The 26,648-nt window shown below is 64.3% G+C and carries 33 protein-coding genes; 24 read left to right on the top strand and 9 right to left on the bottom strand.

The window, feature by feature from the left end:
• The first annotated feature begins 317 nt into the window (after positions 1 to 317).
• A complete protein-coding gene (locus M8J71_RS21255) occupies positions 318 to 1,619 on the top strand; it encodes an ammonium transporter (RefSeq protein ID WP_256249837.1) in 1,302 nt (433 codons plus the stop codon).
• Here M8J71_RS21255 and M8J71_RS21250 read toward each other — a convergent pair.
• Positions 1,598 to 2,224 (bottom strand): PadR family transcriptional regulator, encoded by a 627-nt coding sequence (locus tag M8J71_RS21250; RefSeq protein WP_256249835.1) that lies wholly within the window; start codon positions 2,222 to 2,224, stop codon positions 1,598 to 1,600. The genes M8J71_RS21255 and M8J71_RS21250 overlap by 22 nt on opposite strands.
• Positions 2,225 to 2,401: 177 nt before the next feature.
• Here M8J71_RS21250 and M8J71_RS21245 point away from each other — a divergent pair, with 177 nt between their 5' ends.
• The 3 genes from M8J71_RS21245 (at position 2,402) to M8J71_RS21235 (ending at position 5,288) form a co-directional block, all read left to right on the top strand.
• The gene (locus M8J71_RS21245; protein ID WP_256249834.1) at positions 2,402 to 4,579 is read left to right on the top strand and encodes a transglycosylase domain-containing protein; all 2,178 of its coding nucleotides are present in this window, start codon (positions 2,402 to 2,404) and stop codon (positions 4,577 to 4,579) included.
• 76 nt (positions 4,580 to 4,655) lie between these two features.
• Positions 4,656 to 4,775 (top strand): GNAT family N-acetyltransferase, encoded by a 120-nt coding sequence (locus M8J71_RS21240; RefSeq protein ID WP_256249833.1) that lies wholly within the window; start codon positions 4,656 to 4,658, stop codon positions 4,773 to 4,775.
• 3 nt (positions 4,776 to 4,778) lie between these two features.
• The gene (locus M8J71_RS21235) at positions 4,779 to 5,288 is read left to right on the top strand and encodes a GNAT family N-acetyltransferase (RefSeq protein ID WP_256249832.1); all 510 of its coding nucleotides are present in this window, start codon (positions 4,779 to 4,781) and stop codon (positions 5,286 to 5,288) included.
• A gap of 6 nt (positions 5,289 to 5,294) precedes the next feature.
• Here the strand turns inward: M8J71_RS21235 and M8J71_RS21230 are convergent, their stop codons facing one another.
• A complete protein-coding gene (locus M8J71_RS21230) occupies positions 5,295 to 5,900 on the bottom strand; it encodes a J-domain-containing protein (RefSeq protein WP_256249829.1) in 606 nt (201 codons plus the stop codon).
• 138 nt (positions 5,901 to 6,038) lie between these two features.
• Here M8J71_RS21230 and M8J71_RS21225 point away from each other — a divergent pair, with 138 nt between their 5' ends.
• Positions 6,039 to 6,563 carry a PaaI family thioesterase gene (locus M8J71_RS21225; RefSeq protein WP_256249827.1) on the top strand — a complete coding sequence of 175 codons (525 nt, stop codon included), beginning with the start codon at positions 6,039 to 6,041 and terminating at the stop codon, positions 6,561 to 6,563.
• Between the two features lie 63 nt (positions 6,564 to 6,626).
• Here M8J71_RS21225 and M8J71_RS21220 read toward each other — a convergent pair whose 3' ends face one another.
• Entirely contained in the window at positions 6,627 to 7,124 is a 498-nt protein-coding gene (locus M8J71_RS21220; protein WP_256249825.1) for an SRPBCC family protein, read from the bottom strand.
• Positions 7,125 to 7,140: 16 nt separating this feature from the next.
• Positions 7,141 to 7,473, bottom strand: a complete 333-nt coding sequence (locus tag M8J71_RS21215; protein WP_256249824.1) for an ArsR/SmtB family transcription factor — start codon at positions 7,471 to 7,473, stop codon at positions 7,141 to 7,143.
• 99 nt (positions 7,474 to 7,572) lie between these two features.
• On the opposite strand from M8J71_RS21215, the gene M8J71_RS21210 reads away from it, so the two are divergent.
• Positions 7,573 to 8,298: a Type 1 glutamine amidotransferase-like domain-containing protein gene (locus tag M8J71_RS21210; protein WP_256249821.1), complete on the top strand. Its 726-nt coding sequence runs from the start codon at positions 7,573 to 7,575 to the stop codon at positions 8,296 to 8,298.
• Positions 8,299 to 8,330: 32 nt separating this feature from the next.
• Here M8J71_RS21210 and M8J71_RS21205 read toward each other — a convergent pair whose 3' ends face one another.
• The 4 genes from M8J71_RS21205 to M8J71_RS21190 all read right to left on the bottom strand — a co-directional run bounded on the left by M8J71_RS21205 (position 8,331) and on the right by M8J71_RS21190 (position 10,850).
• Positions 8,331 to 9,062: a GAF and ANTAR domain-containing protein gene (locus tag M8J71_RS21205; protein WP_256249820.1), complete on the bottom strand. Its 732-nt coding sequence runs from the start codon at positions 9,060 to 9,062 to the stop codon at positions 8,331 to 8,333.
• Positions 9,063 to 9,181: 119 nt separating this feature from the next.
• Entirely contained in the window at positions 9,182 to 9,613 is a 432-nt protein-coding gene (locus M8J71_RS21200) for a hypothetical protein (protein WP_256249819.1), read from the bottom strand.
• Between the two features lie 2 nt (positions 9,614 to 9,615).
• Positions 9,616 to 9,873: a hypothetical protein gene (locus tag M8J71_RS21195; RefSeq protein ID WP_256249818.1), complete on the bottom strand. Its 258-nt coding sequence runs from the start codon at positions 9,871 to 9,873 to the stop codon at positions 9,616 to 9,618.
• 164 nt (positions 9,874 to 10,037) lie between these two features.
• Positions 10,038 to 10,850, bottom strand: a complete 813-nt coding sequence (locus M8J71_RS21190; RefSeq protein ID WP_256249817.1) for an ANTAR domain-containing protein — start codon at positions 10,848 to 10,850, stop codon at positions 10,038 to 10,040.
• Positions 10,851 to 11,096: 246 nt separating this feature from the next.
• On the opposite strand from M8J71_RS21190, the gene M8J71_RS21185 reads away from it, so the two are divergent.
• From M8J71_RS21185 to M8J71_RS21150, 8 genes are all read left to right on the top strand, one after another.
• Positions 11,097 to 11,822: a GAF domain-containing protein gene (locus M8J71_RS21185; protein WP_256249815.1), complete on the top strand. Its 726-nt coding sequence runs from the start codon at positions 11,097 to 11,099 to the stop codon at positions 11,820 to 11,822.
• Complete coding sequence (locus M8J71_RS21180) at positions 11,812 to 12,105, top strand: hypothetical protein (RefSeq protein WP_256249814.1); 294 nt, start codon at positions 11,812 to 11,814, stop codon at positions 12,103 to 12,105. Before M8J71_RS21185 ends, M8J71_RS21180 begins: the two co-directional genes overlap by 11 nt.
• Positions 12,106 to 12,247: 142 nt before the next feature.
• Positions 12,248 to 12,967, top strand: coding sequence for a GAF and ANTAR domain-containing protein (locus tag M8J71_RS21175; RefSeq protein ID WP_256249809.1), 720 nt, complete (start codon positions 12,248 to 12,250; stop codon positions 12,965 to 12,967).
• Between the two features lie 9 nt (positions 12,968 to 12,976).
• A complete protein-coding gene (locus tag M8J71_RS21170) occupies positions 12,977 to 13,309 on the top strand; it encodes a hypothetical protein (protein WP_256249808.1) in 333 nt (110 codons plus the stop codon).
• Between the two features lie 169 nt (positions 13,310 to 13,478).
• The gene (locus M8J71_RS21165; protein ID WP_256249807.1) at positions 13,479 to 14,204 is read left to right on the top strand and encodes a GAF and ANTAR domain-containing protein; all 726 of its coding nucleotides are present in this window, start codon (positions 13,479 to 13,481) and stop codon (positions 14,202 to 14,204) included.
• A gap of 2 nt (positions 14,205 to 14,206) precedes the next feature.
• Positions 14,207 to 14,458 carry a hypothetical protein gene (locus M8J71_RS21160; protein WP_256249806.1) on the top strand — a complete coding sequence of 84 codons (252 nt, stop codon included), beginning with the start codon at positions 14,207 to 14,209 and terminating at the stop codon, positions 14,456 to 14,458.
• Complete coding sequence (locus tag M8J71_RS21155) at positions 14,455 to 15,237, top strand: GAF and ANTAR domain-containing protein (RefSeq protein WP_256249805.1); 783 nt, start codon at positions 14,455 to 14,457, stop codon at positions 15,235 to 15,237. The genes M8J71_RS21160 and M8J71_RS21155 overlap by 4 nt, the downstream gene beginning before the upstream one ends.
• 301 nt (positions 15,238 to 15,538) lie before the next feature.
• Positions 15,539 to 15,736, top strand: coding sequence for a hypothetical protein (locus M8J71_RS21150; protein ID WP_256249804.1), 198 nt, complete (start codon positions 15,539 to 15,541; stop codon positions 15,734 to 15,736).
• Between the two features lie 127 nt (positions 15,737 to 15,863).
• Here the strand turns inward: M8J71_RS21150 and trxB are convergent, their stop codons facing one another.
• Positions 15,864 to 16,862 (bottom strand): thioredoxin-disulfide reductase, encoded by a 999-nt coding sequence (gene trxB, locus M8J71_RS21145; RefSeq protein ID WP_256250093.1) that lies wholly within the window; start codon positions 16,860 to 16,862, stop codon positions 15,864 to 15,866.
• Between the two features lie 194 nt (positions 16,863 to 17,056).
• Between trxB and M8J71_RS21140 the strand changes: the two genes are divergently transcribed.
• The 10 genes from M8J71_RS21140 to M8J71_RS21095 all read left to right on the top strand — a co-directional run bounded on the left by M8J71_RS21140 (position 17,057) and on the right by M8J71_RS21095 (position 26,553).
• On the top strand, positions 17,057 to 17,404 hold the full coding sequence (locus M8J71_RS21140) for an ArsR/SmtB family transcription factor (RefSeq protein WP_256249803.1): 348 nt from the start codon (positions 17,057 to 17,059) through the stop codon (positions 17,402 to 17,404).
• A gap of 86 nt (positions 17,405 to 17,490) precedes the next feature.
• Positions 17,491 to 18,246 (top strand): CPBP family intramembrane metalloprotease, encoded by a 756-nt coding sequence (locus tag M8J71_RS21135; protein ID WP_256250092.1) that lies wholly within the window; start codon positions 17,491 to 17,493, stop codon positions 18,244 to 18,246.
• A gap of 67 nt (positions 18,247 to 18,313) precedes the next feature.
• The gene (locus M8J71_RS21130) at positions 18,314 to 18,592 is read left to right on the top strand and encodes a hypothetical protein (RefSeq protein ID WP_256249802.1); all 279 of its coding nucleotides are present in this window, start codon (positions 18,314 to 18,316) and stop codon (positions 18,590 to 18,592) included.
• Positions 18,593 to 18,798: 206 nt separating this feature from the next.
• Entirely contained in the window at positions 18,799 to 20,142 is a 1,344-nt protein-coding gene (locus M8J71_RS21125) for an ABC transporter substrate-binding protein (protein WP_256249801.1), read from the top strand.
• The gene (locus M8J71_RS21120; RefSeq protein WP_163166155.1) at positions 20,142 to 21,035 is read left to right on the top strand and encodes a carbohydrate ABC transporter permease; all 894 of its coding nucleotides are present in this window, start codon (positions 20,142 to 20,144) and stop codon (positions 21,033 to 21,035) included. The genes M8J71_RS21125 and M8J71_RS21120 overlap by 1 nt, the downstream gene beginning before the upstream one ends.
• A complete protein-coding gene (locus tag M8J71_RS21115) occupies positions 21,032 to 21,871 on the top strand; it encodes a carbohydrate ABC transporter permease (RefSeq protein WP_256249799.1) in 840 nt (279 codons plus the stop codon). Before M8J71_RS21120 ends, M8J71_RS21115 begins: the two co-directional genes overlap by 4 nt.
• Before the next feature lie 40 nt (positions 21,872 to 21,911).
• Complete coding sequence (locus M8J71_RS21110; protein WP_163166151.1) at positions 21,912 to 22,994, top strand: ABC transporter ATP-binding protein; 1,083 nt, start codon at positions 21,912 to 21,914, stop codon at positions 22,992 to 22,994.
• A complete protein-coding gene (gene ggh, locus M8J71_RS21105; RefSeq protein ID WP_256249797.1) occupies positions 22,991 to 24,367 on the top strand; it encodes a glucosylglycerate hydrolase in 1,377 nt (458 codons plus the stop codon). The genes M8J71_RS21110 and ggh overlap by 4 nt, the downstream gene beginning before the upstream one ends.
• Positions 24,364 to 25,341, top strand: a complete 978-nt coding sequence (locus tag M8J71_RS21100) for an N-acetylglucosamine kinase (protein WP_256249796.1) — start codon at positions 24,364 to 24,366, stop codon at positions 25,339 to 25,341. Before ggh ends, M8J71_RS21100 begins: the two co-directional genes overlap by 4 nt.
• Positions 25,342 to 25,377: 36 nt before the next feature.
• Positions 25,378 to 26,553, top strand: coding sequence for an ROK family transcriptional regulator (locus M8J71_RS21095; protein ID WP_256249795.1), 1,176 nt, complete (start codon positions 25,378 to 25,380; stop codon positions 26,551 to 26,553).
• Positions 26,554 to 26,648 lie beyond the last annotated feature (95 nt).

Genomic DNA, 26,648 nt, shown 5'->3' with positions numbered 1-26,648 from the left:
GTGAGCCTGCGTTTACGGCCTCGTAACCTGGCGGCCGGGAGCGCGACGGCGGCTTCTCACCTTCGTTCCTGACCCCGCCGCCCCGCACCGGGCAATCCAGCGGGCATCAATGTCCTCCGGCTCCTGGCCGATGGCCGCCGTTTACACGGCTGAAACATTTTCGACACGGGGACTTCACACAGCCGCCCTTTCTGTAACGCCAGCGCAACTTTCAGGCGCGTTTCCCGAAACACGCCCCCCGAAAGATGGAGGGCGGGGGAAATGCGAGGGCCGGCAAGAGCGCCCCGCTTCGAGGCGCAACGCGAAGGGACCCGCAGGTGGAGATCACTGCCCAACATGTCTGGCTGATGATTTCAGCCGCGATGGTATTGCTGATGACGCCCGGGCTCGGCCTCTTCTACGGCGGCATGACGCGCGCCAAGGCAGCCCTGAACATGATCATGATGAGTTTCATCTCCGCCGGCATCGTCGGGGTGGTGTGGGTTCTCTGGGGCTACTCCATGACAACTGGCGACGGCGTGCTGGGCATCTTCGGCAATCCCTTCGCCAGCTTCGGGCTGCAGAACCTGATGGGTTCCCCGGACCTGATCAAGGCCGGGTACAGCGCCACCTTCGCCATCATCACGGTAGCCCTGATCAGCGGTGCCATCGCCGACCGCGCCAAGTTCGGCGCCTGGGCAGTGTTCGTTCCTGTCTGGATCACCGTGGTCTACTGCCCGCTCGCCTACATGATCTGGGGCGGCGGCCTGATGAGCGCCGATGGAGCCATCACCGCTGTTTTTGGGCAGGTCATCGACTTTGCCGGCGGCGCCGTGGTGGAGATCAGCTCCGGAACGGCCGCCCTGGTCCTGGCCCTGATTGTGGGCCAGCGCCACGGTTTCGCCAAGGATCCCAACCACCGCCCGCACAACGTCCCGTTCATTATGCTGGGCGCTGCCATCCTGTGGTTTGGCTGGTTTGGCTTCAACGGCGGAGCGGCGACGACGGCCGAACAGGCCGGCCTGATCTGGGTCAACACCCTGGTGACTCCGGCGGCGGCGATGCTCAGCTGGCTGGTCACCGAAAAGATCCGCCACGGCCACCCCACCTCCCTGGGAGCGGCGTCGGGCGTGGTGGCCGGGCTGGTGGCCATCACGCCTTCCTGCGCCAACATCAGCCCAGTGGCCGCTATCGGCCTGGGCCTGGTGGCCGGGGCAGCCTGCGCCGTCTTCGTGGACCTCAAATACCGGTTCGGGCTGGATGATTCCCTCGATGTGGTGGGGGTCCACCTGGGCGCAGGACTGATCGGAACACTGGCACTCGGTTTCATTGCCCTCCCGGTAGACGGGCTGGGCGGCGGACTCTTCTACGGTGGCGGCTTCCAGCAGCTCGTAGCCCAGTCCGTGGCTGTGGTGATCACGCTGCTGCTGTCCGGGATCGGGACCCTGGTTATTGGCCGGGCCATCAACAAGGCCATCGGGTTCCGGGTCAGCCGCGAGGCAGAGACTGCAGGAGTTGACCTGTCCGAGCACGCTGAGAGCGCTTACGCGTTCGGGGAGCTGGGAGCCGCGTTCAACCCGGCGGGCCACGCCATGGCCCAGTCCCCCGCCCCTGCCGGTCAGTCAGCCAGGATCTTGTAGAGGGCGCGGCGGGTCTCGTCCAGCTTCTCAATGGCTGCTGCCCGCTGCTCTTCAGTGACACCGGTGCGGAACTGGTGAATAACGCCCATCAGCTTCCCGATGCTCTGGTGGAAATCCCGGTCCGGGTTGTCCGGTCCGGAGTTCCACGCAGCTTCCATCTCCTCTGCATGCTCTGCCACCCAGGCCCTTCCGGCGTCCGTGAGGGTGAATTCGGTTCCGCGCCCTTCGCTGAGCGCGGTAATGAGTTCCTCGTCCACGAGCTGCTGCAGCGTGGGATAGATGGATCCCGGGCTCGGCCGCCAAGCTCCTCCGGTCTTTTCGGCAATCGCCTTGATCAGTCCGTAACCATTTGAGGGCGTTTCCGCCAGGAGCGAGAGGATGGCTGAGCGGACGTCGCCCCGGCTTGCCCTTCGCGGTCCGCGCCCAAACCCCGGGCCAAAACCCGGTCCAAAGCCCGGGCCGAAACCTGGTCCAAAGCCGCCGCCGAGTCCTGCTCCGAACCCGCCGCCCCGGTGCCCGTGCGGTCCACGCCTGCCGCGGCCGCGTTCAAACCGGCCCCGATCAGACTGGTGGCCTGAAAATTCGTCATGAGAAATGCCCTTCATCGTGGCATCCTTTCTTCCTGTTAGTCTTCGCTGTCGTTTTCAGCGATAGTTAACGATATGTCGTTAACTATCGCTGAGTCAATAAAAGAATTCACCAAAATATGATCTTCCATGTCTGGTTCACAGCCTCGGCAGCGGCGTAGTCTGATGGCACTCTTCAAGCTCGAGGGCTGAAAAATGGCGCACAAAAAGAAGCGACGGCGTGGTCGCGGTTCTATTCTGGGAAGCATCGTCGGATTCCTCGCGGCGAGCGCCATGTGTGGAGTGCTTGCCGCCAGCCTTGTGGTGCCGTCTGTTGCAGCCGCGGGTTACGGCGTCACCACTTCCATCGGGTTTTTCGAAAGCCTGCCGGAGGAGCTGACGGTCCAGCCGCCGTCGCAATCCACCAAGGTCCTCACCTCGGATGGCCAGCCCATCGCAACCTTCTATGCGGAGAACCGGGTCAGGATCCCGCTGGACCAGATGTCGCCTTACATCAAGGACGCCGTCATCGCCATTGAGGACAGCAGGTTCTATGAACATGCCGGCCTCGACCCCCAAGGCATCCTCCGCGCCGTGGTGGCAAACCTGACGAAGGGTGACCAGCAGGGGGCATCCACCATCACCCAGCAGTACGTCACCAACGTGATCAACGAGGCGAGGCTCTCGCAGGAGCGGCCGGATGAAGTGATCCTCAGCGGCCAAAAGGACATCGGGGACAAGCTGCGGGAGATGAAACTGGCTGTGGCCCTGGAGAAGAAGTTCAGCAAGGAGCAGATCCTTGAGGGATACCTGAACATAGTGTTCTTCAACAGCGACGCCTACGGGATCGAGGCGGCCGCCCGCTACTTCTTCAGCACTACGGCCAAGGACCTTAACCTTCCCCAGTCCGCGCTGCTGGCCGGGCTGGTGAACAGCCCCACGTTCTACAACCCCGCGCTTAACCCGGACAAGTCTGTGGTCCGCCGCGACCAGGTGCTGGGCGAGATGCTCCGCCAGGAGAAGATCACCCAGGAAGAACATGACCAGGCGGTAGCCACCCCCATCGAGCTGAAGATCAGCCCGGAACGGCAGGGTTGTGCGAATGCCACCATGGCGCCGTACTTCTGCGACTACATCTCGCACCTCATCCTGAACAACCCCGCGTATGGGCCCACTTTGAAGGAACGGGAGAGGAAGCTCTACCGGGGCGGCCTCACCATCACCACAACCCTGGACAGCCGGCTTCAGGCCGCAGCCCAGTCACAGGTGGACGGCACGGCTGGGCCCAATCCGGACCGGTGGGGAGCAGCCCTGGTATCCGTCCAGCCCGGCAGCGGAAAAATTCTTTCGATGGCGCAGAACACGGTGTTCCTCGCTGAGCCGGGCAAGTTCGATACCCACCTGAACTTCAACGTGGATGCAAAGGACCCGCAGGGCAATGACCTGAACGGCGCCGGCGGCTTCCAGACCGGATCCACCATGAAGCCGTTCACCTTTGCCCAATGGCTGAATGAGGGCAAGCCGCTGAACGCCGAGATCGACGCCTCGAAGCGCGTCTACCCCCTGGGATTCCCCTGGCGTTCCAGTTGCGGAAAGGTGCTGGGCGCCTACAGCACAGCCCAGAACAACCCCGAACTGGGCGCGGCCGATGACCTCCAGAACGCCGAGGAGGGTTTCTACCGGAAGATGCCCATCAACTACGGCCTCTACAACTCCATCAACACCGCTACCTTCGCTTCCGCCACACAGCTGGACTTCTGCGGCATCCAGAAGATGGTGGACGCCGTGGGCCTGCACAGCGGCCACGACGGTTCCCCCATCAACATGCACCAGCTGGGCAACCTCCTGGGAGCCACCAATGTGGCGCCGCTCCATATGGCCAACGCCTTCGCCACCTTCGCCACGGACTGTCTATACTGCGCACCCATCGCCCTGCTGGACGTAACTGACGCCGCCGGCGGGAAACTTCCGGCCCAGACCGTCGATTGCCGGGATGCAGTGAAGCCGGACGTGGCCCGTGGCGTGAACTCCGTGCTGCAGGACGTGATGAAGGTGGGCTCCGGGGTTTGGATCAACCCCAAGGTCCAGGACAAGGTTCCCGTGGCGGCAAAGACCGGAACCTCCAACAACAACGGGGCCACCTGGGTGGTGGGTTACACCACCGGACTGGCCACGGCTTCCTTCTTTGGGGACGCGTTGGAAGGCCAGAAGCGCCCGGGGCAGAACGTCACGATCAACGGCACGTTCTACCCCCGGCTGGATGGTTTTATGATCGCCGGGCCGCAGTGGGCCAACTACATGGTGAATGTGGCACCGCTGTATCCGGCCGCGCCGTTCCCGGCGCCTCCGCCGTCCATGTCGAGCCCAACGCCTCCGCCCACCCCGAAACGCTGACTCAGGGCCGCCGGCTGGGAGCCGCTGGCTAGAAAGCCGCTGACTGCAAACCGGGAGTCTCTGGCAGGATTGGCGGGTGAAGAGGCTTGAAACGGAGCGGCTGGTTCTCCGCCAGTGGGAGCCGGAGGACGCCGACTTTGTGCTGGACCTTTACTCGCGCTGGGCGGTACAGCGCTTCATCGGGAACCACCCATAGGTGATGAGGGACCGTGCCGAAGCCGAGGACCGCATCCGCACTTGGCGGAGCATCGGCCAGCAGGACATGGTCCACCCCGCCCACGGCATCTGGGCAGTGGAGCTGAAGGGACCAGCAACGCCGGCGACCCTGGCCGGGACCCTGCTCCTGAAATCCATCCCGGCGTCCAGCGGATCGCTGCCCCTGAAGCCTTCCGGTGATACCGAGATTGGCTGGCACTTCCATCCCGATCATTGGGGAATCGGCTACGCAACAGAGGCGGCCGCCGCGGTCCTTGCCTACGCATTGGACAGCGGGCTGGACAAAGTTGTGGCAGTCACGGCCCCGGCCAACACCGCTTCCCAGCGGGTCTGCGCACGGATCGGCATGACGCACCTGGGCCAGACCGACAAGTACTACAACGCACTTTGCGAGCTTTTCGAGGCGAAAGCACCCCATCCAAGCAAAGCAACGGCCAAAACCAGGCGGACGACGGCGGGCAGCACCGGCGTCGTCCGCCTCCCTGAGCAGTAGGCCGGGTCAGTAGGCCGGGCCGGTCCCTTTCCACAGCCGCCGCCACCACGAGCGGGGCGCTTCCGGCTCCGCCTCAGTCTGGGGAACCTGCGAGGCTGCCCGGCGTTCGCGCCACAGCCGCACTTCCTCCTCCACGTCCCGGGTCTTGGTGATGACCGGCGGCCCGCCCTGAAGCTGGCGCCGCGCGTCGATGACCCGGCGGTTGAAATCCTGCAGGATGTCGCGGACCTGCTGTTCCGTGTACTGGGCATCGAGCTTGGCATCCAGCTCGGCGTCCTCGGTGCGGAGCAGGATGGCCGCCGGACCGAGGCCGCTGATGTTTTCCCGCTGAATGAGGCCCTTGACCCACCAGTCGGGATCGTAGGACTCCCCCAACCCTGGAATCGGTTTGCCCGCGTACTTGAGGTTGTCGAACTTTCCTTGCGCCATGGCATCCCGGACCAGATACTCCGCCCTGGCAGCATCGCCCACCTTCCGGCGCTTCTCCCGCTCCTGGGCATCGAGGGCGTCAAGCGCCGCTTCCTCCTCGGCGCTGATGCCGGCGCCCCGGTAGGACCGGACTTCTGCGGCCCGCTCCAGGCGCTTCCGGAAGTCCTCCGCACCGCTGCTCATCGCTGCCACCGCCTCACGTCGGAATGATCCTTCCTCCCAGTATTCAGAAGCTTTTCGTCGGCTTCAACGCCAACCGTGGATCACTTCGGGCGCGAGGTTTAGGCTGTTCAGGCCGGCCGATCGAAGAGGAGCACGTCCATGGATTCCAGCGGATCAGCAGAGCGGGCGGAAACCTTTCGCTGGACGGACCCCCGGGTGGGGCTGGCACACCTCCCGCGGATGTCCGGGCTGGAGTTCCTCGCCGGAATGCGCGACGGGGCCATTCCACGGCCGCCCATGGCAGCACTGATGAACCTGGCTCTTGTGGCAGTGGAGTCCGGGCGGGTGGAGTTTGAATGCAGGCCCGCTGAAGCGCATTACAACCCTCTGGGCGTGGTGCACGGCGGCCTGGCGTGCACGCTCCTGGATACGGTGGTCGGGTGCGCCGCCCACAGTACGTTGGCGGCTGGGTTCGGCTACACCTCCATCGACCTTTCCGTCAGCTATCTTCGCCCCATCACGGCCCAGCACGGGACCCTTCGGGCCGAGGGAGCGGTGGTCAAGCAAGGGCAGCGCGTCATCTTTGCCGAGGGACGCATTCTTGGCCCGGCCGGTGAGCTGCTGGCCACCGCCACGAGCTCGCTCCTTGTCATCGCCGCGGGTGCCGCACCAGGAAAGGCCTAAACGGACGACGGCGGGAGGCCCCGCCGTCGTCCGCTCCCTTGGGTTGCGGGCCAGGTTGGCTGCTCAGGCCTTGGCGTGTTCGGAAAGGAGGGCATCGATCTGCCCGACGGCCTCCCTCATGCCTTCCTCCATGCCCATCTGGACCATCTGCTCCATCTGCTCCTCCGACTCGAAGGAGGAGACGATCGTCATCCTGGTGCGGCCGCCAATGCCCTCCAGGTTGACGGTGGCGTGGGTGGTTCCCAGGTCATCCACGGGCTGGCCGTTGTCATCGGCAAATCCGTCATCGAAGGCAAGCCTCTTGGGGCCATCGATGGTGGTGAAGCGCCACCAGCCGCGGGCCTTTTCACCCTCGGGACCGCTCATGTAGTAGCTGGCCTTGCCGTCTGAGCGGAAGTCGAACTCCTCGAAGGTGGCCGGCCAGGTAGGCGGGCCCCACCAGCGTTCCAGCTGGCGTGGGTCTTCCCAGATTTGCCAGACCCGCTGGATGTCCGCATCAAATTCTGCGATCAGCGTGAAGCTCAGCGCTTCAAGATTCTTGGTGGAACTGATTACCGGCATTGCAGAAACCTTTCCCTTATCCTTCGGCCAGAATGTCAGCGATCCGGCCTACGCGCTGGTGCCAAATCGCCTCGTACTCATCGAGCAGCCGGCGGGCTTTCTGCAGCCCTTCATGGTTACCCCGCACGATCTGCTCCCTTCCGCGCTTTTCCTTGGCGACCAGGGAGGCGCGCTCCAACACCGCAACATGCTTTTGGACGGCGGCGAAACTCATGGCGTAAAGGCCCGCGAGGCCGGAGACTGTGTATTCTTCGACCGTCACCCGGCGGACGATGTCCCGCCGCGTGGAGTCGGCGAACGCCTGGAAAAGGCGGTCAAGTTCGGTTTCACGGAGCTGATCTACAACCATTTGGTTGTACGATAGTCCGGCGTCAAGCAGGTGTCAATGCTTTGTGGAATTCCTGTTTCCGGCCCGGCAAGCCCAGGCCCGCGCTGTATCTTGTAGCCCATGGGCATTTTTCTGGCCGGCGCCGGACCGGACTACCACTCTTTCCCCGAGGTGTTCGAGCGCTTCATCAAGAACATCCCCGGGCGCCGCGGCCAGTTGCGCCGGATCGCCGTTGTGGTGCACCACCGCGGCGGTAACCCTGAAAGTGTGCTGCAGGATTACGCCGGGCCGCTTCAATCCCTGACCTCCTGCGAGGTGGTACCGGTCCTGCTCCATGCGGGCAGCCCGGCGGATCCGGCGGTTTTCGATAACGCTGACGCTGTGGTGGTGGGCGGCGGGCTGACCCCGGCATACCTCGAAGGGCTTCGGGACTGCGCGGGTGCCATCGCGGCAAGAGTGGCCGACGGCGCCCCCTACCTTGGGTTTTCCGCCGGCGCCATGGTTGCGCCCCGCAGGGGCATTATTGGCGGCTACCGGATTGGCGGCGTCGAAGTGTGCGGCGAGGAGTGCTCCGAGGACCTCGACGAAGTGGATGTACGCGACGGACTGGGGCTCGTTCCCTTCTCCGTGGACGTCCACGCCGCCCAGGCCGGCACCCTCAGCAGGGCCGTGGGTGCCGTGACCGCGGGCCTCGTGGACAGGGCAGTGGCGGTGGACGAGAACACGGCGGTTCTCCTGCCCAGCGTCGGCGACGCGGAATTCGACGTGATCGGCCGCGGCAACTGCTGGGACGTCCGCAGTGCGGGCACCGGGTGCAGCGTTTCCGTTCGTTCGAAGGGCAACTGAACCAATAGCGCCTGGCTGAGGCAGGACTGGGCCTACTCGAAGTGTGTCTGGATGCTGGTGCCGGACAACTGTTCGATCAGTTCGGTGGCGACGTCGCGCAGCTTGCGGTTGCGGTTACTGGAGACCTTGGTCAGGATTTCCATCGCTTCCGACTGCGAGCACCTGTTCTGCGCCATGATCACACCGCAGGCCAAATTGATGGCGGTCCGGCTTTCCATGGCCGCCTCCAGGTCCTCGGCCCGGTGTTCTGCCGATTTGATGCGGACCGACAGCTGCAGCGTGCTGTGGGCGGCGGCAGCAAAGCCGAGAGCCTTGTCGTAGACATTCGGTGTGAAGACGCCGGGCTTTGATGCGAAGAAGTTCAGTGCGGCGCTGGCTCCTTCGCTGATCTCCAGGGGCACTCCCAAGGAGCTGTAGACGCCCGCCTCGGCGAATTTCCGGCTCAGTTCCGGCCACCTCTGGTCCGCGGCGACGTCGTCGATAATCACCGGGGACATGTCCCTGAGCGCTTTGATACAGGGACCGTCGCCCACTTCCTGCTCCAGCTCATCCAGCTCGATCGCGCGTTTGCTGCTGCCCGCCGCAGTAGAGGGCTTGCGCCTCAGCTTGACGGTGACTGCGCATTCGACCTCGTCGCCGGCCGCCTCCGAAACCGCCGCAGCCGCCAGTTTGGAGAGCCCGGAGAGAAATTCAGTTGCATCTTCCGTGCCCACCAGAATGCTCTGGAGCTGCGCTGCGGGCTCGCTCCCTGATGAATTCGACATGCGCCTATCCTATGTCCCGGCCCACGAAAGAGGCGGCTGTTGACGTACATGAAGCAGGGCGAAGCCGATCTCGATTGGCTTTATGCCGAACGGACACTTCCCGAGACGAGAGCCGATGCCTACTCGGGCAGCTCCATCTGGAAACCGCATGGACAGTGCAATACCTGCGTTGTGAGGTATACGTCCAAGGCGTCTACCAGGTCCTGGTCCGTGGTGGCAGGCGCATAAAGGCGGCGGAGTTCCGAGCCCGTCTTCTGCATGGGCTGCCCGCAGTGGATGTAGTGCCCGCCGAAGGCGAGCACGTCCTCCAGGCTCCGGACCCGGTTCAGGACCGCGGCAACAGCAACAACGCCCGCCCGGTGGAGGTATTGGTTCCTGCACGTCCTGCAGGAGTAACCCACTTCCACGGAACCGCTGGCAGGAGGGGTGAGCGCCGCGATGGAGTGCAGGGCCAAGTGGCGGTCCGAGCCGCACCTGGTGCAGATGAGGGGATAGTCCTCAGCCTGCTTCCCTCTGACGCCATTGTTGGGACCCTCGGGGTGGATCGACATTGTCAGGCGGCCGCGGGGTAGCTGGACAGGATGTAGTCGGCCGCCGCCGGACCGACCATCCGGAGCCTGCTGTCATGAACGTCGACGCCGGCCCGGTGCATTGCGGCACGGAAGGTAACGTCCGGTTTCGCTTCCATGCCCTGCAGGAAGCACCAGCTGACGTACAGGCCGTAAAGGCAGTCGGCGGACATGGGGCAGTCAGTATCGAATTCGGGAACTGTGGCTTCGGCAAGAAAGGTTGAGAAATGCGAGGCAGCCATGATGGCTCTCTTTCGCTGGTGTGCATCTGTCCGCCGTGTTGCTACAGCGGTTCCTCCTGATGGCCCTGCACTTGACCCGGAGGGGAAGCGTCCCGATAACGTGACGCCCGCCACTTAGAATCTACGCACTCGGCGCCCTGCTGTCCAGCAGGCCGCTCCGGCCGCTATTCGTCGAAGTGCGTGCGCAGCGCCGGGTCCGGCGAGACGGATTCGATGACGCCTGCGGCCACGTCACGCAGCTTGATATTGCGACTGTTGGAGGCCGTCCTCAGGATGGCCATGGCTGCGCTCTGGCTGCAGCGGTTTTGCGCCATGATGACCCCGACTGCGACATCAATTGCCGTCCTGGACTTCATTGCCGCCTCCAGGTCCTCCTTTGCGTCCTTCAACTGGGCCATGCGCAGTTCAAGCCGGAGCGTTTTGGAGGACTGCTCGCAGAACACTTCAGCCCGTACAATCTCCTCCGGGGAAAATCCCCGGACCGCTGAGGAGTAGATGTTCAGGGCAGCAGTGGCATCGCCCTCGAGCTGCAGGGGAACGCCAAGAATTGAGCGAACACCCTGGGCAGCCACCGCACGGACGTATTCCGGCCAACGGCGCTCGTTCGTGACGTCGCCGACGTAAACGGTTTTGCCGGTCCGCATCGCCAAAAGGCACGGACCGTCGCCGTGGGCATACTGCAGCTCATCCATGATTCGCGCCCGCGGTGTACTGGAGGCCACAGTGACGGGCCTTTTCCGCCGCACCACAGTGACATTGCAATGGACATCGCCTCCGGGCGGGGCCAGCATGGACGCCGAAAAGACGGCAAATTCCTTGAAGAAGTCCTGGGGGTCAGCCGTTTGCAGGACCAGATCCTGGAGGCGCGAAACGATCTCGTGCTCAGTTGCGGCGGTGCTGACGAAAGCGTCTGTTACGCGGGGAAAGGGTTCCGCAGTGTCGGGCAAAGAATCTGCAGTTTCGGGCAAAGCGTCCATGGCACTTCCTGAAGTTGGGCTTCAACCGCATCCAGTTTTCGCGTGCGGCCTTAAGACGCCCACTTCCAAACGTTCCCCCAGCGTACATGGATTTTTTGGACAAGCGGCAAACAGGCGTGCCGGACCCAGACATGGTGGCTGCGCCAGGGGCTATGCTGGATATGGGCCGGAGGAAAATTTCCGGTCCCGGCCCAGCAGGGGGCACTCCGAAGGACGGCAATCGTCCGACGCAGAAGGTTGGCTACCATGCCACAACAGCTCCCCCTGGATGAACTCACCCTCGCGCTCGCGCGCATCAACGGCATGCTCCTGACCGAGGAGAAGGTTGACCGCGCCGTTCAGTTGCTGGCCGAGGGAATCCGGGACGCCTTTCCGGGAAGTTCCGGTGCCGGGGTGTCACTCCTGGACGAACATGGGAACAGAACCAGCACAGGTGCCACCGACCCTGCGGTACTCGAGGCAGACGAGGCCCAATACGAGCTCGGACAGGGACCCTGCCTCACAGCCTGGGCGACTGAACGCACCGTGGTGATGCACGACGTCGCCACTGATGACCGTTGGCCGCTGTGGTCCCAAGCGGTAAGGGACATCTCCATCCGATCCGTGATCAGCGCTCCGCTCATGTCCGGCACCCGTTGCCTGGGAGCGCTAAAGATCTATTCAACCCAACCGGGGGCGTACGACGCCGCCACCGCGCGGCCGCTGGAGAAACTCGTCGTCCCTGCCGCCACGCTGCTGGCCAACATCCAGAGCTCCGAGGCACCGAAGCGCTTTACCCAGGTCCTGACATCTGCGCTGCTGAGCCGGGACACGATAAACCGGGCCCAGGGTTTCCTGATGCACAGGCATGGCCTGGACCAGGGCGCGGCCCTGCAGAAACTCCTGGAGCTGTCCAAGACCAGCAGGCAGTCGCTCTTCAGCGTCAGCACCGACATACTCACCGAAACGAAAAGCGGTCCTGATGACGGGTGACGGTGACCGAGGCAGGCCGGACCTTGGATCAGGACTCGAGCAGGAGCAAAGCCGGCTCCTGCGCAAGGCCCTGCACCACGCGGGCATACGGCACGGCGATCTGTGGCTCCGCTACTTCAGCATCGGCGGCACGGTAGGCGAATACGAAGTGGACGCCTACATCCAGTCGCTGATGTCACTGCCACCGGACCAACGCGATTTGATAGCACACGCAGCGAATGAACTCATCGATGAATTTCCACCACTGCCCCGCGCACCATACCTGGAAGACCTCATCCAGTAAGACGGGCCCCTATGCGTACACGGCTTGAGGCTGCTCGTACGCGCGCACCTGACCGCAGTCCCGCCGTCGTTAGCCCCTCAGGGTGGCCGGTTTCCCTGTGAGCCAAGGGGCGGCGGCGCGCCCTTGGGCCTATGCTGGGACTATGGCGCAGCAACTTCCCCTGGACGAGCTCAGCACCGTGATCGCTCGCATTCAGGGGCTGCTGCTGACGGAAGAAAAAGTGAACACCGCAGTGAGGCTGCTTGCCCAGGCAGCCAAAGAGTCCGTTCCGGGCACCATCGGAGCTGGAGTCTCCCTCCTGGATGCCCGGGGGCGCCGCACCAGCAGCGGTTACACGGACAGGATTGTCAGCCAGGCAGATGCCACGCAGTACGAGTGCGGGGAGGGTCCGTGCCTGACCGCCTGGGCCACGGAGGAACCTGTACTGGTAAAGGACCTCACGGAGGAATCGCGTTGGCCGGAATGGCGCAAGGCCGTGGCGGGCCTGCCTGTGCGTTCGGTTGTCAGTGCTCCACTAATCGCAGGCAAGGAATCCGTCGGCGCCCTGAAGCTGTACGCTGCCACCCCGAATACCTATGACGAGTCCAGTGTTATCCTGCTTCAACTCTTTGCTGCCCCGGCCGCCACGCTTCTCTCGCACATCCAGGCCAGCGAGGCACCACACAGAATGACCCAGGGCCTGCAGGCGTCCCTCTACAGCCGTGACGTTGTAAACCGGGCGTGCGGCGTGCTGATGGAACGCCTGGGGATTAGCCACGAAGCCGCCCTGCATCGATTAATCAAGCAGGCCCGCGACGAAAACACCGCATTGCAGCAGATCAGCGAACGCGTCCTGGCCGGGACGCCGGCCCACGGCGCGTAGGAGCTGCCCGTGGGCTTTGATCCGAACGAACCGGAACAACGGCGCAGGCTGCGCTCCGCGCTGAAGGCCGCAGATATCCAGGTATCCGAGCTGTGGCTGAAATATTTCGGCATGTCCGGCGATGCGGGCGAATACGAGGTGGAAGCCTACCTGCAGGGGCTGCTTTCCCTGCCGCCCGTCCAGCGCGACCTGCTGGCGCTGGCCGCCAATGAGCTGATTGACGACCTCCCCAGACCCCGGGCCCCTTACTCGGATGATTTCGACGGCGGCCCGGCCTCAGGTCCCGAAGTTGCGGAGGCCCGGGATGACGGCCCGGGACGGCAAACCGGGCCGGACGAGTAGATCGGAAGGTGCGGGCATATCAATAGGTCCCGCACCGGCGTAGTGTCGGTAGTAGGAGATTTCGGGATATAAACAGATCCAGAGGTTGAATACTCAGGTCGGCCGCGCAGAGAGCGGAGGCCGCTGGCCAGGGGCAAATGCTCACGGCAAACCCAGGGATCGAGGCCTCATGGCCCAGGACAGCAGACTTACCACTTCGGACCAGATGCAGGATCTGCTGCTTGAGAGCCCTGAGTTTCCTGACTTCCTCCTGGGACTCGCCACAATGTCCGCGTCGCTGGTTGGCCCTGAGGGTCAAGTGACGTGCACTATTACCGTGGAGCGCGACGGGGGCCCGGTAACGGTTGCCAGCAGCAGCGAAGCCGGCCGCCGGCTGGATGAAACACAGTACGCGTTCCATGACGGGCCCTGCCTGACGGCGGTGCGGGAGCAGCGCCTGGTGTGGATTCCGGATTTGAGGGGCGACGAACGCTGGAGCGACTACCTGGAGGCAGCACTCCAGGAAGGCGTACGTTCCGTCCTGGCTGTCCCCATCCCCACCGAGCCCTTTTCCCGTGCCGGACTGAACTGCTATGCAAGCACGGTGGGCGCCTTCACCGAGGAAACCAAAGCCCTGTTGGAGCAGCACGCGGGGTCCATGTCCCGGGTCCTGCGGATCGCCCTGCGGCTGCACGGCGCGAATGTGCATCCCGAGCATCTCCGCGCCGCGCTCAAGTCACGGGCGGTGGTGGACGCCGCGGTATCCCTGATCATGCTCCAGCAGCGTGGCGGGCGGGAAGGCGCCCTGGAGATCCTCCAGCGGGCCGCCAAGTCCAACAACCGGCGGGTCCATGACATCGCCAGCGACATCGTCCGGGGAGCTCAGTTCCCGGCAGGCCGGCTCAACGGAGGATAGGAATGTATACCGACGGGGGCGAAGGTTCCGAGCAACCGAACCGCGCAGCTGAAGAGCGGCGCGGCACAGCTGAACGCTTCCGGAACACCGATTTGCCGCTGGCCAAGTTGTGGACGTATTACTACGGGCTCGGTGGCGGGATTGATGAGATGTCCCTGGATGCCTACCTCCACGAAGCACTCGACATCCCGGCTGCACAAGTGGCTTTGATTGCCACCGCGATTACGGAACTAACGGAAGACGACCTACCATGACTGCTCACGAATCCAGCGCCGGCAGCTTTGACGCCGCACCCCGGGAAGTACCGCAATCGGCGTCGAACATTGAGCTGCGGCTGCAGGAGATGGTCCTGGACAGCCGGGACGTCGTCGGCTTCCTTACGGACTTGGCGGTGGTTTCTTCTTCAAGGCTGTCCTCCCCTGACAACCGCATCCACACGGGAGTCACCGTCATCCGGCGCAAGAGAGCCGAAGCAGTAGCCAGCAGCGACGCGGCAGCCCACGCCCTGGACGAGTTGCAGAACGGGTTCGGGGATGGACCCTGCCTGACGGCGCTCCGGGCCGGGAAGGCTGTCCTGGTATCCGACCTTGCCACTGAGCGGCGCTGGTCTCCGTACCTGAAGGTCGCCAGGGAGCATGGCGTTTCCTCCATCCTCGCGGTACCGCTGGACCTGGCCGGCGAGGCAGAAGCGGTCCTCAACCTCTATTCCGGCCGAAGCAACGGATTTTCCGAGGACGATGTGTCCACCGTGGAAGCCTTCGCCAGCCAGGCCGCAAGTTCGGTGCGGCTGGTGCTTCGCATCACCCAGCTCAGCGAGGCCAGGAGCGACCTCGCGTCGGCCATGCAGTCCCGCACCATTATCGACATGGCGGTTGGCGCGATTATGGCCGAAAACAGGTGCAGCCGCGACACTGCATTCCGGATCCTCACCAGGGCCTCCAACACCCGCAACATCAAGCTCCGGGATGTAGCGGCTTCTGTCATCAGGTCCATTTCGGGCGAGCAGCAGATCGTCACCTACTTCGACGAGTAGGGCCGCCCCCCGGTTACCGCGAGGTGACGAGTCTCACCTGCAACAATCCGCATATTGGTTGAGACTCGCACCCGGCTCTGGGCACCATGGAAAGCAGGGCATGCGGCTTCCGGGCAACACTCCCGGCAGTCCCGTGTGCTTGGTCACATCAGCCCTGCTACGGTTGCCAATCCCCACAGCAACCTGCACCATGGAAGTACGGGAATGCGCTTTCCCACCTGCAGTCCGTCCTCACCGACGAGGACACGGTCCGGGCAATGAAGACTCCGGGCCGCCAACCGCATGAAATGGAAGTTGAATAATGACGTTCGATGCCAATGACTCCGTGACCCTGAAGATCTGGGACCGGTCGGCCCTCCACCACACCCTGGACCCCGCGGTAAGCGACCTTTCTACACACCACGACACCACCACCTGCCGCATCGCCGTCACCTGCAGCGGACCCAACACCTTTACGCTGAGCGTGCGCGGCGAAGACCGCGCGCTGGCCTCCGCGTAAGTTCACACCGCTTAGGGAAAAGCGGGCGACGCCGGGAGGTTCCGGCGTCGCCCGCTTTTCCCGCTTGTGCGGAGTCGCCGCAGCATCCTGTCGTCATTCCGCTCACCCCCTCCCCCTGTTCCGGGTCCTAGCTGTGGGTTGGTTCCTCAACCAAAGCGGTGGCAATGCTGTCCGCATCCTCCAGCGCGGCGAGGTAGCGTTCGGCGTCCAGGGCAGAAGCGCAGCCCGTGCCGGCGGCGGTGATCGCCTGGCGGTACCGGTGGTCCACCGCGTCCCCACAGGCAAACACGCCGGAGAGGTTGGTGACGGTGGTGGGCGAATCGACCTTGATGTAGCCCTCCTCGTCGAGGTCCACCTGCCCGGTCAGCAGTTCGGTGCGCGGCACGTGGCCGATTGCAACGAAAATCCCCGTGGCGTCCTGGCGCCGGGTCTGCCCCGTGCGCGTATCCGTCAGCGTCACCCCGGAGACCTTTCCGTCACCGTGAATGGCCGTGACGGCAGAGTTCCAGGCAAAACTGATCTTGGGGTTGTCCTTGGCCCGCTGCGCCATGATCCGCGAGGCACGCAGCTCGCCCTTCCTCACCACGACGGTCACGGACTTTCCGAACCGGGTCAGGAACATCGCTTCCTCCATCGCCGAATCCCCGCCGCCCACCACGATGATGTCCTGTTCCCGGAAAAAGAACCCGTCACAGGTGGCACACCAGGACACACCATGGCCGCTGAACTTCTTCTCCTCCGGCAGCCCGAGTTCCTTGTACGCGGAACCGGTGGCAAGGATGACCGCCGGGGCACGGTGGGTTTCGCCTCCGCCGGTGACCACCGTCTTCAGGTGGCCCTTCAACTGGACCTCCGTGACGTCGTCGAACAGTACTTTCGCGCCGAACTTCTCGGCCTGCTCCTGCAGCCCGTCCATCAGCTCCGGCCCCTGGATCCCGCCCGGGAAGCCGGGGAAATTCTCCACCTCGGTAGTGTTCATCAGCGCACCCCCGGCCGTCACGGACCCGGCCAGCACCAGCGGTTCCAGGCCCGCCCGGGCAGCATAAATGGCAGCGGTGTACCCGGCCGGGCCCGAACCGATAATGATCAGTTGCTCCGTTGCGGCGTGCTGGTTATTCGAGGTGATGGTCACGGCAGGTTCCTTTGCTTCGGGCGTTAGTAAAAGGCTACTGGGCATCCGGGTGCTGCGCGGCTACCGGAGGCTTCGGATTCCTGCGCTCACCCTCCTCCTGCGCGGCGGGCTTTGTAAACGATAGACGTCGATAGGTGACGCATGGCCGCCTATATCGACGAATGTCACGCCGTTGCATAATGGGGTGCATGACCTCCCTGCAGATTCTCGAACCCGAGGTGGACGCCTGCTGCGCGCCGTCCGGGAAGCCGGTCCTCAGCGCCAAGGAGGCCCAGCAGAGGGCCCTGGTTTTCAAGGCGCTGGCCGATCCGAACCGGCTCCGCCTGCTGTCGATCGTCAAGGCGGGGGAATCAGGCGAAGCCTGTGTGTGCGACCTTACCGAGCCACTGGACCTCGGCCAGCCCACGGTCTCCCACCACCTGAAAATCCTGGTGGATGCCGGCCTGCTCAACCGCGAAAAGCGTGGCACCTGGGCCTACTACTCCCTCGTCCCCGGCGCACTCGATGAGGCGGCCGGACTCCTGGCGACGCTGTGAGGCAGCAATCTGCGGCGCAAGCCCAAGTGCGCGGCGCCGGCCCTGCTGACCTGCCCCGCCCGTCACTGAGCCTGATCCCGGCCGTGATGGTGTCGGCGTCGGGCTTTCTGCTGTTTGCCCGGGAGGACCGCGTCCCGGGCTTCCTCCTCCTGGCCGCCGCCCTGGTGCTGGCCGGGATCATCAGCCGCCGCCTTGTTATTGACCTGGCGCTGATAGCCGTGGGCCTGACCGCCATGAGCCTGGTTCCCATCACCACGGACATCAGCACCGAGCACATGGCCGTGATGGGTACCGCGATGATCCTGGCCGTCGGCATTCCCTACGCGGTTTCGCGGTTTGTCACGAAGGACCACGCCATCCGCTTCCCCGTCCGGACCGGCCAGCCGTGGACCAGGGCCGAAAAATGGTACCTGCCCGCAGTCCTGCTCATCGGGTACGCCCTGATGCCGGTCTACATGATCCGGACGGGTGTCTACAACAACTGGCCGGCCGTGAGCGATCCGGAGGGCATCGCCCGGCTCTTCCTGGGCACCAACGTGCTGGGGATCTGGGACGAGCTGTTCTTCATCTGCACGGCCTTCACGCTCCTGCGCCGGCACCTTCCGGACTGGCAGGCCAACCTGCTCCAGGCAGTGCTTTTCACGTCATTCCTGTGGGAGCTGGGATTCCAGTCCTGGGCGCCGTTCTTCATCTTCCCGTTTGCCCTGCTCCAAGCGCGGCTCTTTACGATTACCAAGTCGCTGTCCTACATCGTCAGCGTCCACCTGCTGTTCGACTTCGTGCTGTTCCTGGTCCTCATCCATGCCCACAACCGCGAATGGATCGACATCTTCCTGTACTGACGCCTCCTGCCAAATTTGGCGTTTGCCTGCTCTGGACGTGAAGGACGCGTGAGCCCATAGTGGGAGCGTGCAGACACCCGATCCTGAACTTGAGGCCCTGCGGCAGCGGGCGGCCCGCGGCGAGTCCGACGCCGTCGATGAACTGATTGAGCGTGCCGCCGAGCGGGGGGACCTGGACGAACTCCGGCGGCTGGCTGATTCGGGCAGCCGCGACGCGGCGGACCAGCTGGTGGAAACGGCCGGCGAGAGGGGCAACCTCGATGAGCTCCGCCGGTTGGCGGCACGAGGCAACCGGGACGCCGCCCACGTGCTCGAAGAGCTTGAAGAGGAAGCCGGCGGCGCATAGCACGCGTCCTGGCCACTGCCGGGCTCCGCCCCCGGTGCCATTGCACGTAGACCTGCCCGGGCAGTGGCTTTTTTACGCCCAGCCGCGGATCCCCTCATGGCGCCCCGGACGTGCCTGAACGTCGACAGGGGGTTGACACACTCCGGGTTATGTCTAATGCTTAGACGAAAGTTTGTGCAGTGGCGCACACTCGATTGGAGCAGTCAATGAAAGACATGTATTTCCAGCCCAAGCACGCCGCGATGTCCCGCAGGAGCCTCCTTTTGGCCGGACTGGGAACGGCTATGTCGGCCCCCTTCCTGGCTTCATGCGCAGGTTTCGACACGAGCGGCGCGGCCGCCGGGGAAGGGACTGTCGGTTTCCTGTCCACCCAGTTCACGCCCGTGGAGGAAAAGCAGCGATACGAGGCAGTGCTGAAGAAGTTCGCGAAGGCACCAGTCGCCTACAACTCTGTGGATCCGGGCGTTTTCTCTTCCACCGTCAGCACCCAGGCTTCTGCCGGTAACGTCAAGACCTCCCTGCTTGGCGGGCTTCACGGCGAACTTGCCCCGCTCGCGGAGTCCCTGGAGGACGTGGACAACCTCCTCCGCGATCTGTCAGGCCGTGGCTTCACCAAGGAGATGCTCGAGCTGACGAAAGTGGGCGGTTCCACATCCCGTTACGTCCCCTGGATGCAGGCCACGTATGTGGTTGCCGTGAACAAGAAGGCCCTTGAATGGCTGCCCCCGGGAGTGGACGTCAACGATTTGACCTACGAGGGTTTCCTTGCCTGGGCGAAGGCGGCAAAACAGGGAGCCGGACGTCCGGTGTTTGGCATGCCCGCAGGCCCCAAAGGCCTGCACCACCGCTTCTACCAGGGCTTTCTGTTGCCCAGCTTCACCGGCGGCCAGATCACCACCTTCCGGAACGGGGACGCCGCCACGGCCTGGACCTACATGCAGGAACTGTGGTCGGCCCTGACACCGGCCTCCACCAACTTCGACAACATGCAGGAACCCCTGGCACGTGGCGAAGTACTGGTGGGGTGGGACCACGTTGCGCGGCTGGTCGGTGCACCGGCCAACAACCCGGACGAGTGGTTGATGGTCCCTGCACCACGAGGCCCCAAGGGCCGCGGTTACATGCTCATCATCGCCGGCCTCGCATTGCCGAAGAATGGCCAGGAAAGGGACCTGGCAGAGAAGGCCATCCGCGCCTTGTCCGAACCGCTGTCCCAGATTGAGACGCTGCGCAGCAACGCCTTCTTCCCGGTTGTCCAGACGGAACTCCCGTCAGACCTGACCGGCGCCATTGCCCTGGAAGCCGCGGCAGTCCGGCGGCAGCAACGATCAGAAGGCGCCCTTCTTGCCCTTCCCCCCGTGGGGCTGGGCGCGAAGGAAGGCGAAGTATCCCAAGTCTTCAAGAACTGCTTCCAGCAAATCTGCCTGGAAAACCGCCCTATCCAGCAGGTCCTCGATACCCAGGCAACACAGCTCAATACCATTCTGCAGGGCCTTAACGTTCCATGCTGGGCACCCGATCCGATCTCAACGAAGTGCGAGGTAGCGTAATGGCTGTAGAGGCACCACCCACTCCCGCCGGAACGCTGGCCCCGCCCCGCCGGCGCAAAATACCTCCCGCCGTCCTGCTGATCGCCCCTTCGGTGGTCTTTATGGCGCTTCTTCTGGGCTGGCCTGTCATCCAGGGAATCCTCCAGGCTTTCCGCGATGAGAACGGCTTCACCCTGGATTTCGTCACGCGGATGGTCCAGGACCCCTACTTCTGGCCCGCCGTGCGCAATACCCTGCTGCTCATCGTGGTGATGATTCCGCTGCAGTTCGCTTTCGCGATCGGCATGGCCCTGATGCTGCGGACCAATCCCCGGTTGCACAAAGTCCACTTCTTCGTCTGGGCCATCCCCCTGGCACTAAGCGACCTGGCAGCCGGACTCGTCTGGCTGGCGATCTTCAACGACCGCGGCTATTTGAACTCGGCCCTGTCATTGTTCGGCATCGAAGGTGGCTCCTGGCTGGCCTACGACAACCAGGCGAGCATGTTTATGTGCGTCCTGATCGCTGAGCTCTGGCGGGCAACCTCGCTGGTGCTGATCATTGTGGTCGCCGGGCTTCAGGGCATTCCCAAGGACTACGACGAAGCCGCCCAGGTCTTCGGCGCCACGTTCTGGCAGCGGCTGCGGCACGTGACCCTGCCGCTGCTGAAGCCCAGCCTCCAGGTTGCCCTCATCCTCCGGACAATCCTGGCCTTCCAAACCTTCGCCGTGGCACAAGCCCTCACCGGCCAAAACTTCCCCCTTGTGGTGGGCGAGACCTACCGCTGGTACACCGGCCTGCAGAACCCCAACGTCGCCGCTGCACTGGCACTGGTCATCCTCGTCGTCTCGATGCTGACGTCGATCTTCTACCTGCGGGCACTCCGCGACAAAAACCAGGGAGGGCTCCGATGAGCACACCAGTGGACACAACACCCATCGCCCGGCAGAAGCGCAACCGCTTCCTGCTGCAGGCCGCCTGCATCGCCGTCTCACTTTTTATGCTGATCCCCATCTATCTGATCTCGCTGGCGGCGCTGTCCACGAGGGACTCCCTCAACCAGTTTCCGCTCTCGCTGCTGCCCACCAACCTTTCGGTGGAGACGCTCAACGCGTTCCTCGGTTCCACCGGAATCTTCGGGGCCCTGGGCAACTCGCTGATCGTTGGGCTGGGAACACTGCTCTTCGCCGCAATTATCGGGGTTCCCGCCGGCTATGCACTCGCGCGCTACAGCTTCAAGGGCAAAGACCCTTATCAGCTGTTCCTGCTCTTCACACGCGCCCTTCCCATCGTGGTCCTGTCCGTTCCGCTGGCCAGGCTCTTCCTGACGGTGGACATCTACGACACGACGTATGCCGTGATCCTGCTGCATACCGCGCTTGCCCTGCCCACCACCATCCTCATCTCAGCCAGCGTTTTCCTCAGCGTTCCCATTGACGTGGAGGAGGCAGCCAGGCTCTTCGGCTGCACACCGCTCGGGGCCTTCGGCCGTGTGGTCCTGCCCATGGCACTGCCGGGCCTGGCGGCGGCGTCGATCTTCACCTTCGTTATGTCCTGGAACGAAGTCCTGGGCGCCTCCATCCTGACCCTGGACCACCGCACGCTGCCGGCCCAGGTGCTGAGCTCGCTGTCCGACTCACCGCTCGCCTACCGGTTCGCCGGCGGCTTTGCGCTGGTCATCCCGTCCATCATCTTCATTGCGCTGATGCGCCGCTACCTCACCAACATGTGGGGCTCAACCATCCGCTAGGTCCGCCCGACCTATCACCGCACTTCAGAAGGAGCCGATCGTGGCTGATATCCAGATCTCCAACCTCGTAAAGACCTATCCGGGCGGATCCGAACGGGCCACCGACGACGTGTCCCTGCAGATCCAGGACGGTGAGTTCACCGTCCTGCTGGGACCCTCCGGTTGCGGCAAGACCACCCTGCTGCGCATGATCGCCGGACTCGAGCTGCCCGATTCGGGTTCAATTGCCATCGGCGGCCGTGACGTGACCTACCTGCCGCCCAACAAGCGCAACCTGTCCATGGTGTTCCAGTCCTACGCCGTATTCCCCCACCGCAAGGTCCGCTACAACATCGGTTTCGGGCTGCGCATGGCCAAGGTCCCGGCCGAAGAAATTGAACGCAAGGTCCAGTGGGCGGCGGACCTGCTGCAGCTTGGCCCGTACCTGGACCGGCTTCCCGCCAACCTGTCCGGCGGCCAGCGCCAGCGCGTCGCGGTGGCCCGGGCCATTGTCATGGATGCCGACGTCCTGCTTATGGATGAGCCGCTCTCCAATTTGGACGCCCTGCTGCGTCTGACCTTCCGCTCGGAACTGAAAAAGATCGTCCAGGACCTGGGCACCACCACCGTCTACGTCACGCACGACCAGAGCGAGGCCCTGTCCCTCGGCGACCAGGTGGCCGTGATGCGCAAGGGCCGCATCGCCCAGCTCGGTGACCCGCTGGACGTCTACGACGCCCCGGCGGACCGCTTCGTGGGCGGCTTCATCGGATCTCCGCCCATGAACTTCATGGACGCCGCAGTCAGCCACGACGGCGGCACCCTGGTCCTGGGCGAACAGCAGCTGATGGCCCCGTCCATCCTGAGGTCCTTCGCCGGCAGGGACGTGCTGTTGGGCGTCCGGGCCGAAAACGTGACGGTCAGAAACGAGCGGTCCTCGGGCGACGTCGCGGCCACGGTTCTGGTGGTTGAACCCATGGGTTCAACCATCCTCCTCACGGTGGAAGTGGATGGCCACACCCTGAAGGTCCAGGCGCCGCCCACTTTCCGGACGGCACCCCACAAAACGATCTGGCTGGGCTTCGCCCCGAACACCATGCGCGTTTACGACCGCGAAACCTCGATGGCACTGGAGGCCAAATGAACCCCGTCACGTCCGTTTCCATGGAAGAGCTTCGCAGCGCCGCCATTGAGGTCCTGCGCCTCAATGACCTCGGTACCATGACCAGCGCGGCACCAAACCTCTACCCGCACATGTGGAGCTGGGATGCCGCGTTCGTGGCCATCGGCCTGGCCCGCACCAGCGTCCCGCGCGCCGTCACCGAACTCCGGACCTTGCTCAATGCCCAGTGGTCCACGGGGATGATCCCCCACATCGTGTTCAGCGACAACGACACGGGCTACTTTCCCGGCTTCGACCGGTGGGGAACGGCGGGCGCGGCGGCCCTGCCACCAGGGGTTAAGAGCAGCGGAATCTGCCAGCCCCCGGTGCACGCCATCGCCCTTCGCCACATCGTTGACCGCGGCCGCGAAAATGGCGGTGCAGACCAGGCAGCGGCGGAAGCGTTTCTTGCCGAATCCTTTGACGGCTGGCTCGCGTGGCACCGGTGGCTCGCCACGGTCCGGGACCCGGACGGTGTGGGCCTCATTGAAATCCACCACGGCTGGGAATCCGGCTTCGACAATTCCCCCCGCTGGGACGGCCCGTATGCGCGGGTGGTGCCCGGCGACGTCGCTCCCTTCACCCGCCGGGACACCCTCCACGTGGCGGACGCCAGCGAACGGCCGGACGATGCCGAGTACACAAAGTACCTGTGGCTGGTCCAGCAGATGGCGGATGTGGACTTCGACGACGCCGCTGTCCAGCAAGTGGTCCACTTCCGGGTGCGGGACGTGTTCTTCTCCGCCATCATGGCCGCTTCCAGCGCAGTACTGGCAGACCTTGCCGAGGAGATCGGAAGGGGCACCGAAGCCGAGGAACTGCGGCTGATGGCGACACGGTTCCAGGCGGGAGTGGCGTCCACCGTGGATCCCTCGACGGGCCTGGCGAGGGACTACGACGTACTGGCCGGACAGTGGATCGGCACCGAGACCGTCTCCGGTTTCGCACCGTTGGTGTCCGGCGGAGACCCTGCCCTCTTGGCCGCCCAGCGCGAGCTGCTGCAGGGGCCGCGGTGGATGGGCTTCCCGGACCTCCGGTTCCCGCTGCCGCCATCCACTTCTCCTGCGAGCGGCGCCTTCAAACCCCGGACGTACTGGAGGGGGCCGGTTTGGCCGTTCCTCAACCTCCTGCTTGGCTGGGCCTCCGCCAGGGACGGCGAAGCCGGGCTGTACGGCCAGCTTCGATCGGCTTCCCTTCAACAGTTGGCCGATCTGCAGTTCGGCGAGTACTACGAACCCTTCACCGGGGAACCCTTGGGCAGCCTGGCCCAGGCCTGGACCGCGGCTGCTGCCCTGGAATGGATGGGAGCCGGGCCAGCCCCGGAACACGCCGACATCGAAGAGAACCCCCAGTGACCACAGTTCCAACGGCACCTGCGGAATCCGGTCGCCAGCCCGCACCGGCACTCCAAGAGAAGGTGATCGTTGGGCTGGATATCGGGGGTTCGAAAACCCATGGTGTCAGGATCGACGGCGGCAGGGTCACCCGGAATGAGGTGGCCGGCAGTGCAAACGTGCAAAACGTTGACCAGGCCACGGCGGCTGCGAATATCGGGGACCTCATGGCTGCCCTTTGCGGCCTTGATGCTGATGCAGTCTATGTCGGGGCCGGTGGGATCGACACCAGGGAGGACGCGGCCAACCTCCGCAAGCTGATTTCCCCGCATGCTCCCCGAGCCGATGTGGAAATTGTTCATGACACCAGGCTTGTCCTGGCAGCAGCAGGCCAGGACGCAGGGATAGCAGTGATCGCCGGCACGGGCTCTGCTGTCTGGGGAACCAATGAGGCCGGCGACGAGGCCAGGAGCGGCGGCTGGGGTTACCTGCTTGGCGACGAAGGCAGCGGATACTGGTTCGGGCGGGAGGCTGTCCGCCACAGCCTACGGCAGTTCAACCTGGGACTTGCGCCGGACGAGCTCACACGGTTGCTGCTGTCCGACTGCGGGCTGGACCGGCCCGAACAGCTGATCAGCCACTTCCACACCAACCACGACCGGCGTTACTGGGCACAGCGGTCCGGCGTGGTTTTCGAGGCGGCAGCCCACGGCCATGTGCTCAGCCAGGCCATTATCCGGGAAGGCGGCTGGCATTTGGCGGACCAGGTCCTGCAGGTTGCCCGGCGCCTCGCCCTGGTTGGCCCGGTGGTTCTTGGCGGCGGCCTCGGCGTCCACCAGCCTGCGCTTGTGGAAGCACTGAACGCCCATCTGGCCGGGGAAGGGCTGGCTGCCGCCAAGCCCCTCGCCGTCGAGCCGGTCTTCGGTGCCGTCCACCTTGCCGGCGCTCACCTTCCAGCCGGAACCGGCCAGCCCCTGGAGGGCCCGGGCCGGTAAGGAAGTAGGCTTGTAGACCGGAGAAAGGGGGCCGGTGTGACGGTTGAAAGAATGCCTGCAAGCCTGGGCGGGGCAACCTCGCACGGGCATCTGCTGGAGCTGATCCGTTCGGCGGACGGCCTGTCACGCCAGCAACTGCTCTCAACCACCGGGATGTCCCGTGCCACCCTGTATGAGCGGCTGGACACGCTCACCCGCCGCGGCTACATCTACGAGGCCGAACCCCTCAATTCCACCGGTGGCCGCCCCTCCCGGAAGATCCGCTTCGAGGACCGCGGGCGCGTTGTCCTGGCGCTGACACTCGGCCAGACACACGGCACCGTGAGCATCACGGACACCACCGGGCGCCAACTGCGCTCTGAGACCTTCGCACTGGAAATCAGCGCGCCGGCTGACTCGGTCCTCCTGCCACTGGTCGAAGCCGGACGAAAACTCCTGGAACAGGGTTCCGACGAGACCCTGCTGGGTATCGGCGTCAGCCTTCCAGCACCGGTGGAAGCCGGGACCGGGCACGTGAAGCACCAGACCACCATCCCCGGATGGTCACCCGACTCAGTGGTGCGGGCTGTCAAGGCGACCTGGGACCTGCCCCTGGTTATTGAGAACGACGCGCGGGCCGCAGCCCTGGGCGAAAGGGCCAGTGACGCTGAGACCGTTGTCTACGTCAAGGTCGGAACGGGCATTGGCTGCGGCATCGTGGTGGAAGGTTCAATCCTGCGGGGTGCCCATGGGTCTGCCGGGGACATCGGCCATATCCGCATGTCCTCCGACGGTCCCCTTTGCCGCTGCGGCCGGCACGGGTGCCTGGCTGCCTACAGCTCGGGGCGTGCCCTCAGGGACCATCTGGGGCTGGCGAAAATTGATGACATCAGCGCCGCAGCAGGGACGGGAGATCCCGAGGTCCTGCAAGCCCTTAGCGATGCTGCGGACGTGCTTGGCCGGGCGCTTGCAGCCACCGTCACCACGCTGAATCCTGACCGCCTGGTGCTGGGTGGACAGATCGGTGGACTGCCCGAGTTTGTGGAAAAGGTGTCCTCCCGGGTCCTCACCGACGTGGTGGAGCGGATCGCCGAAGGCATGGTGGTGGAGGCAGGCCATCCGGAAGACCTTGCCGCCTGCCACGGGCTCACTACCCTCGTTATGCGCAAGATCTTCGCCCCTGATGCTGTTGACCAGCTCTTTGCGGATGAAGCGGAGAGCGCCGCGGGCTAGGGACGGCGGCGCGCGGCAGTTGTTTATGTCAGGGCCCGTTTTTGGGAACAAGCACCAGCACCCTACTCTTACTTAGGTTCACCTAAGAAGAAGGA

The sequence above is a fragment of the Pseudarthrobacter sp. R1 genome (assembly GCF_024494415.1).
Lineage (GTDB): Bacteria > Actinomycetota > Actinomycetes > Actinomycetales > Micrococcaceae > Arthrobacter.
This window is presented reverse-complemented; position numbering and strand designations above follow the sequence as displayed.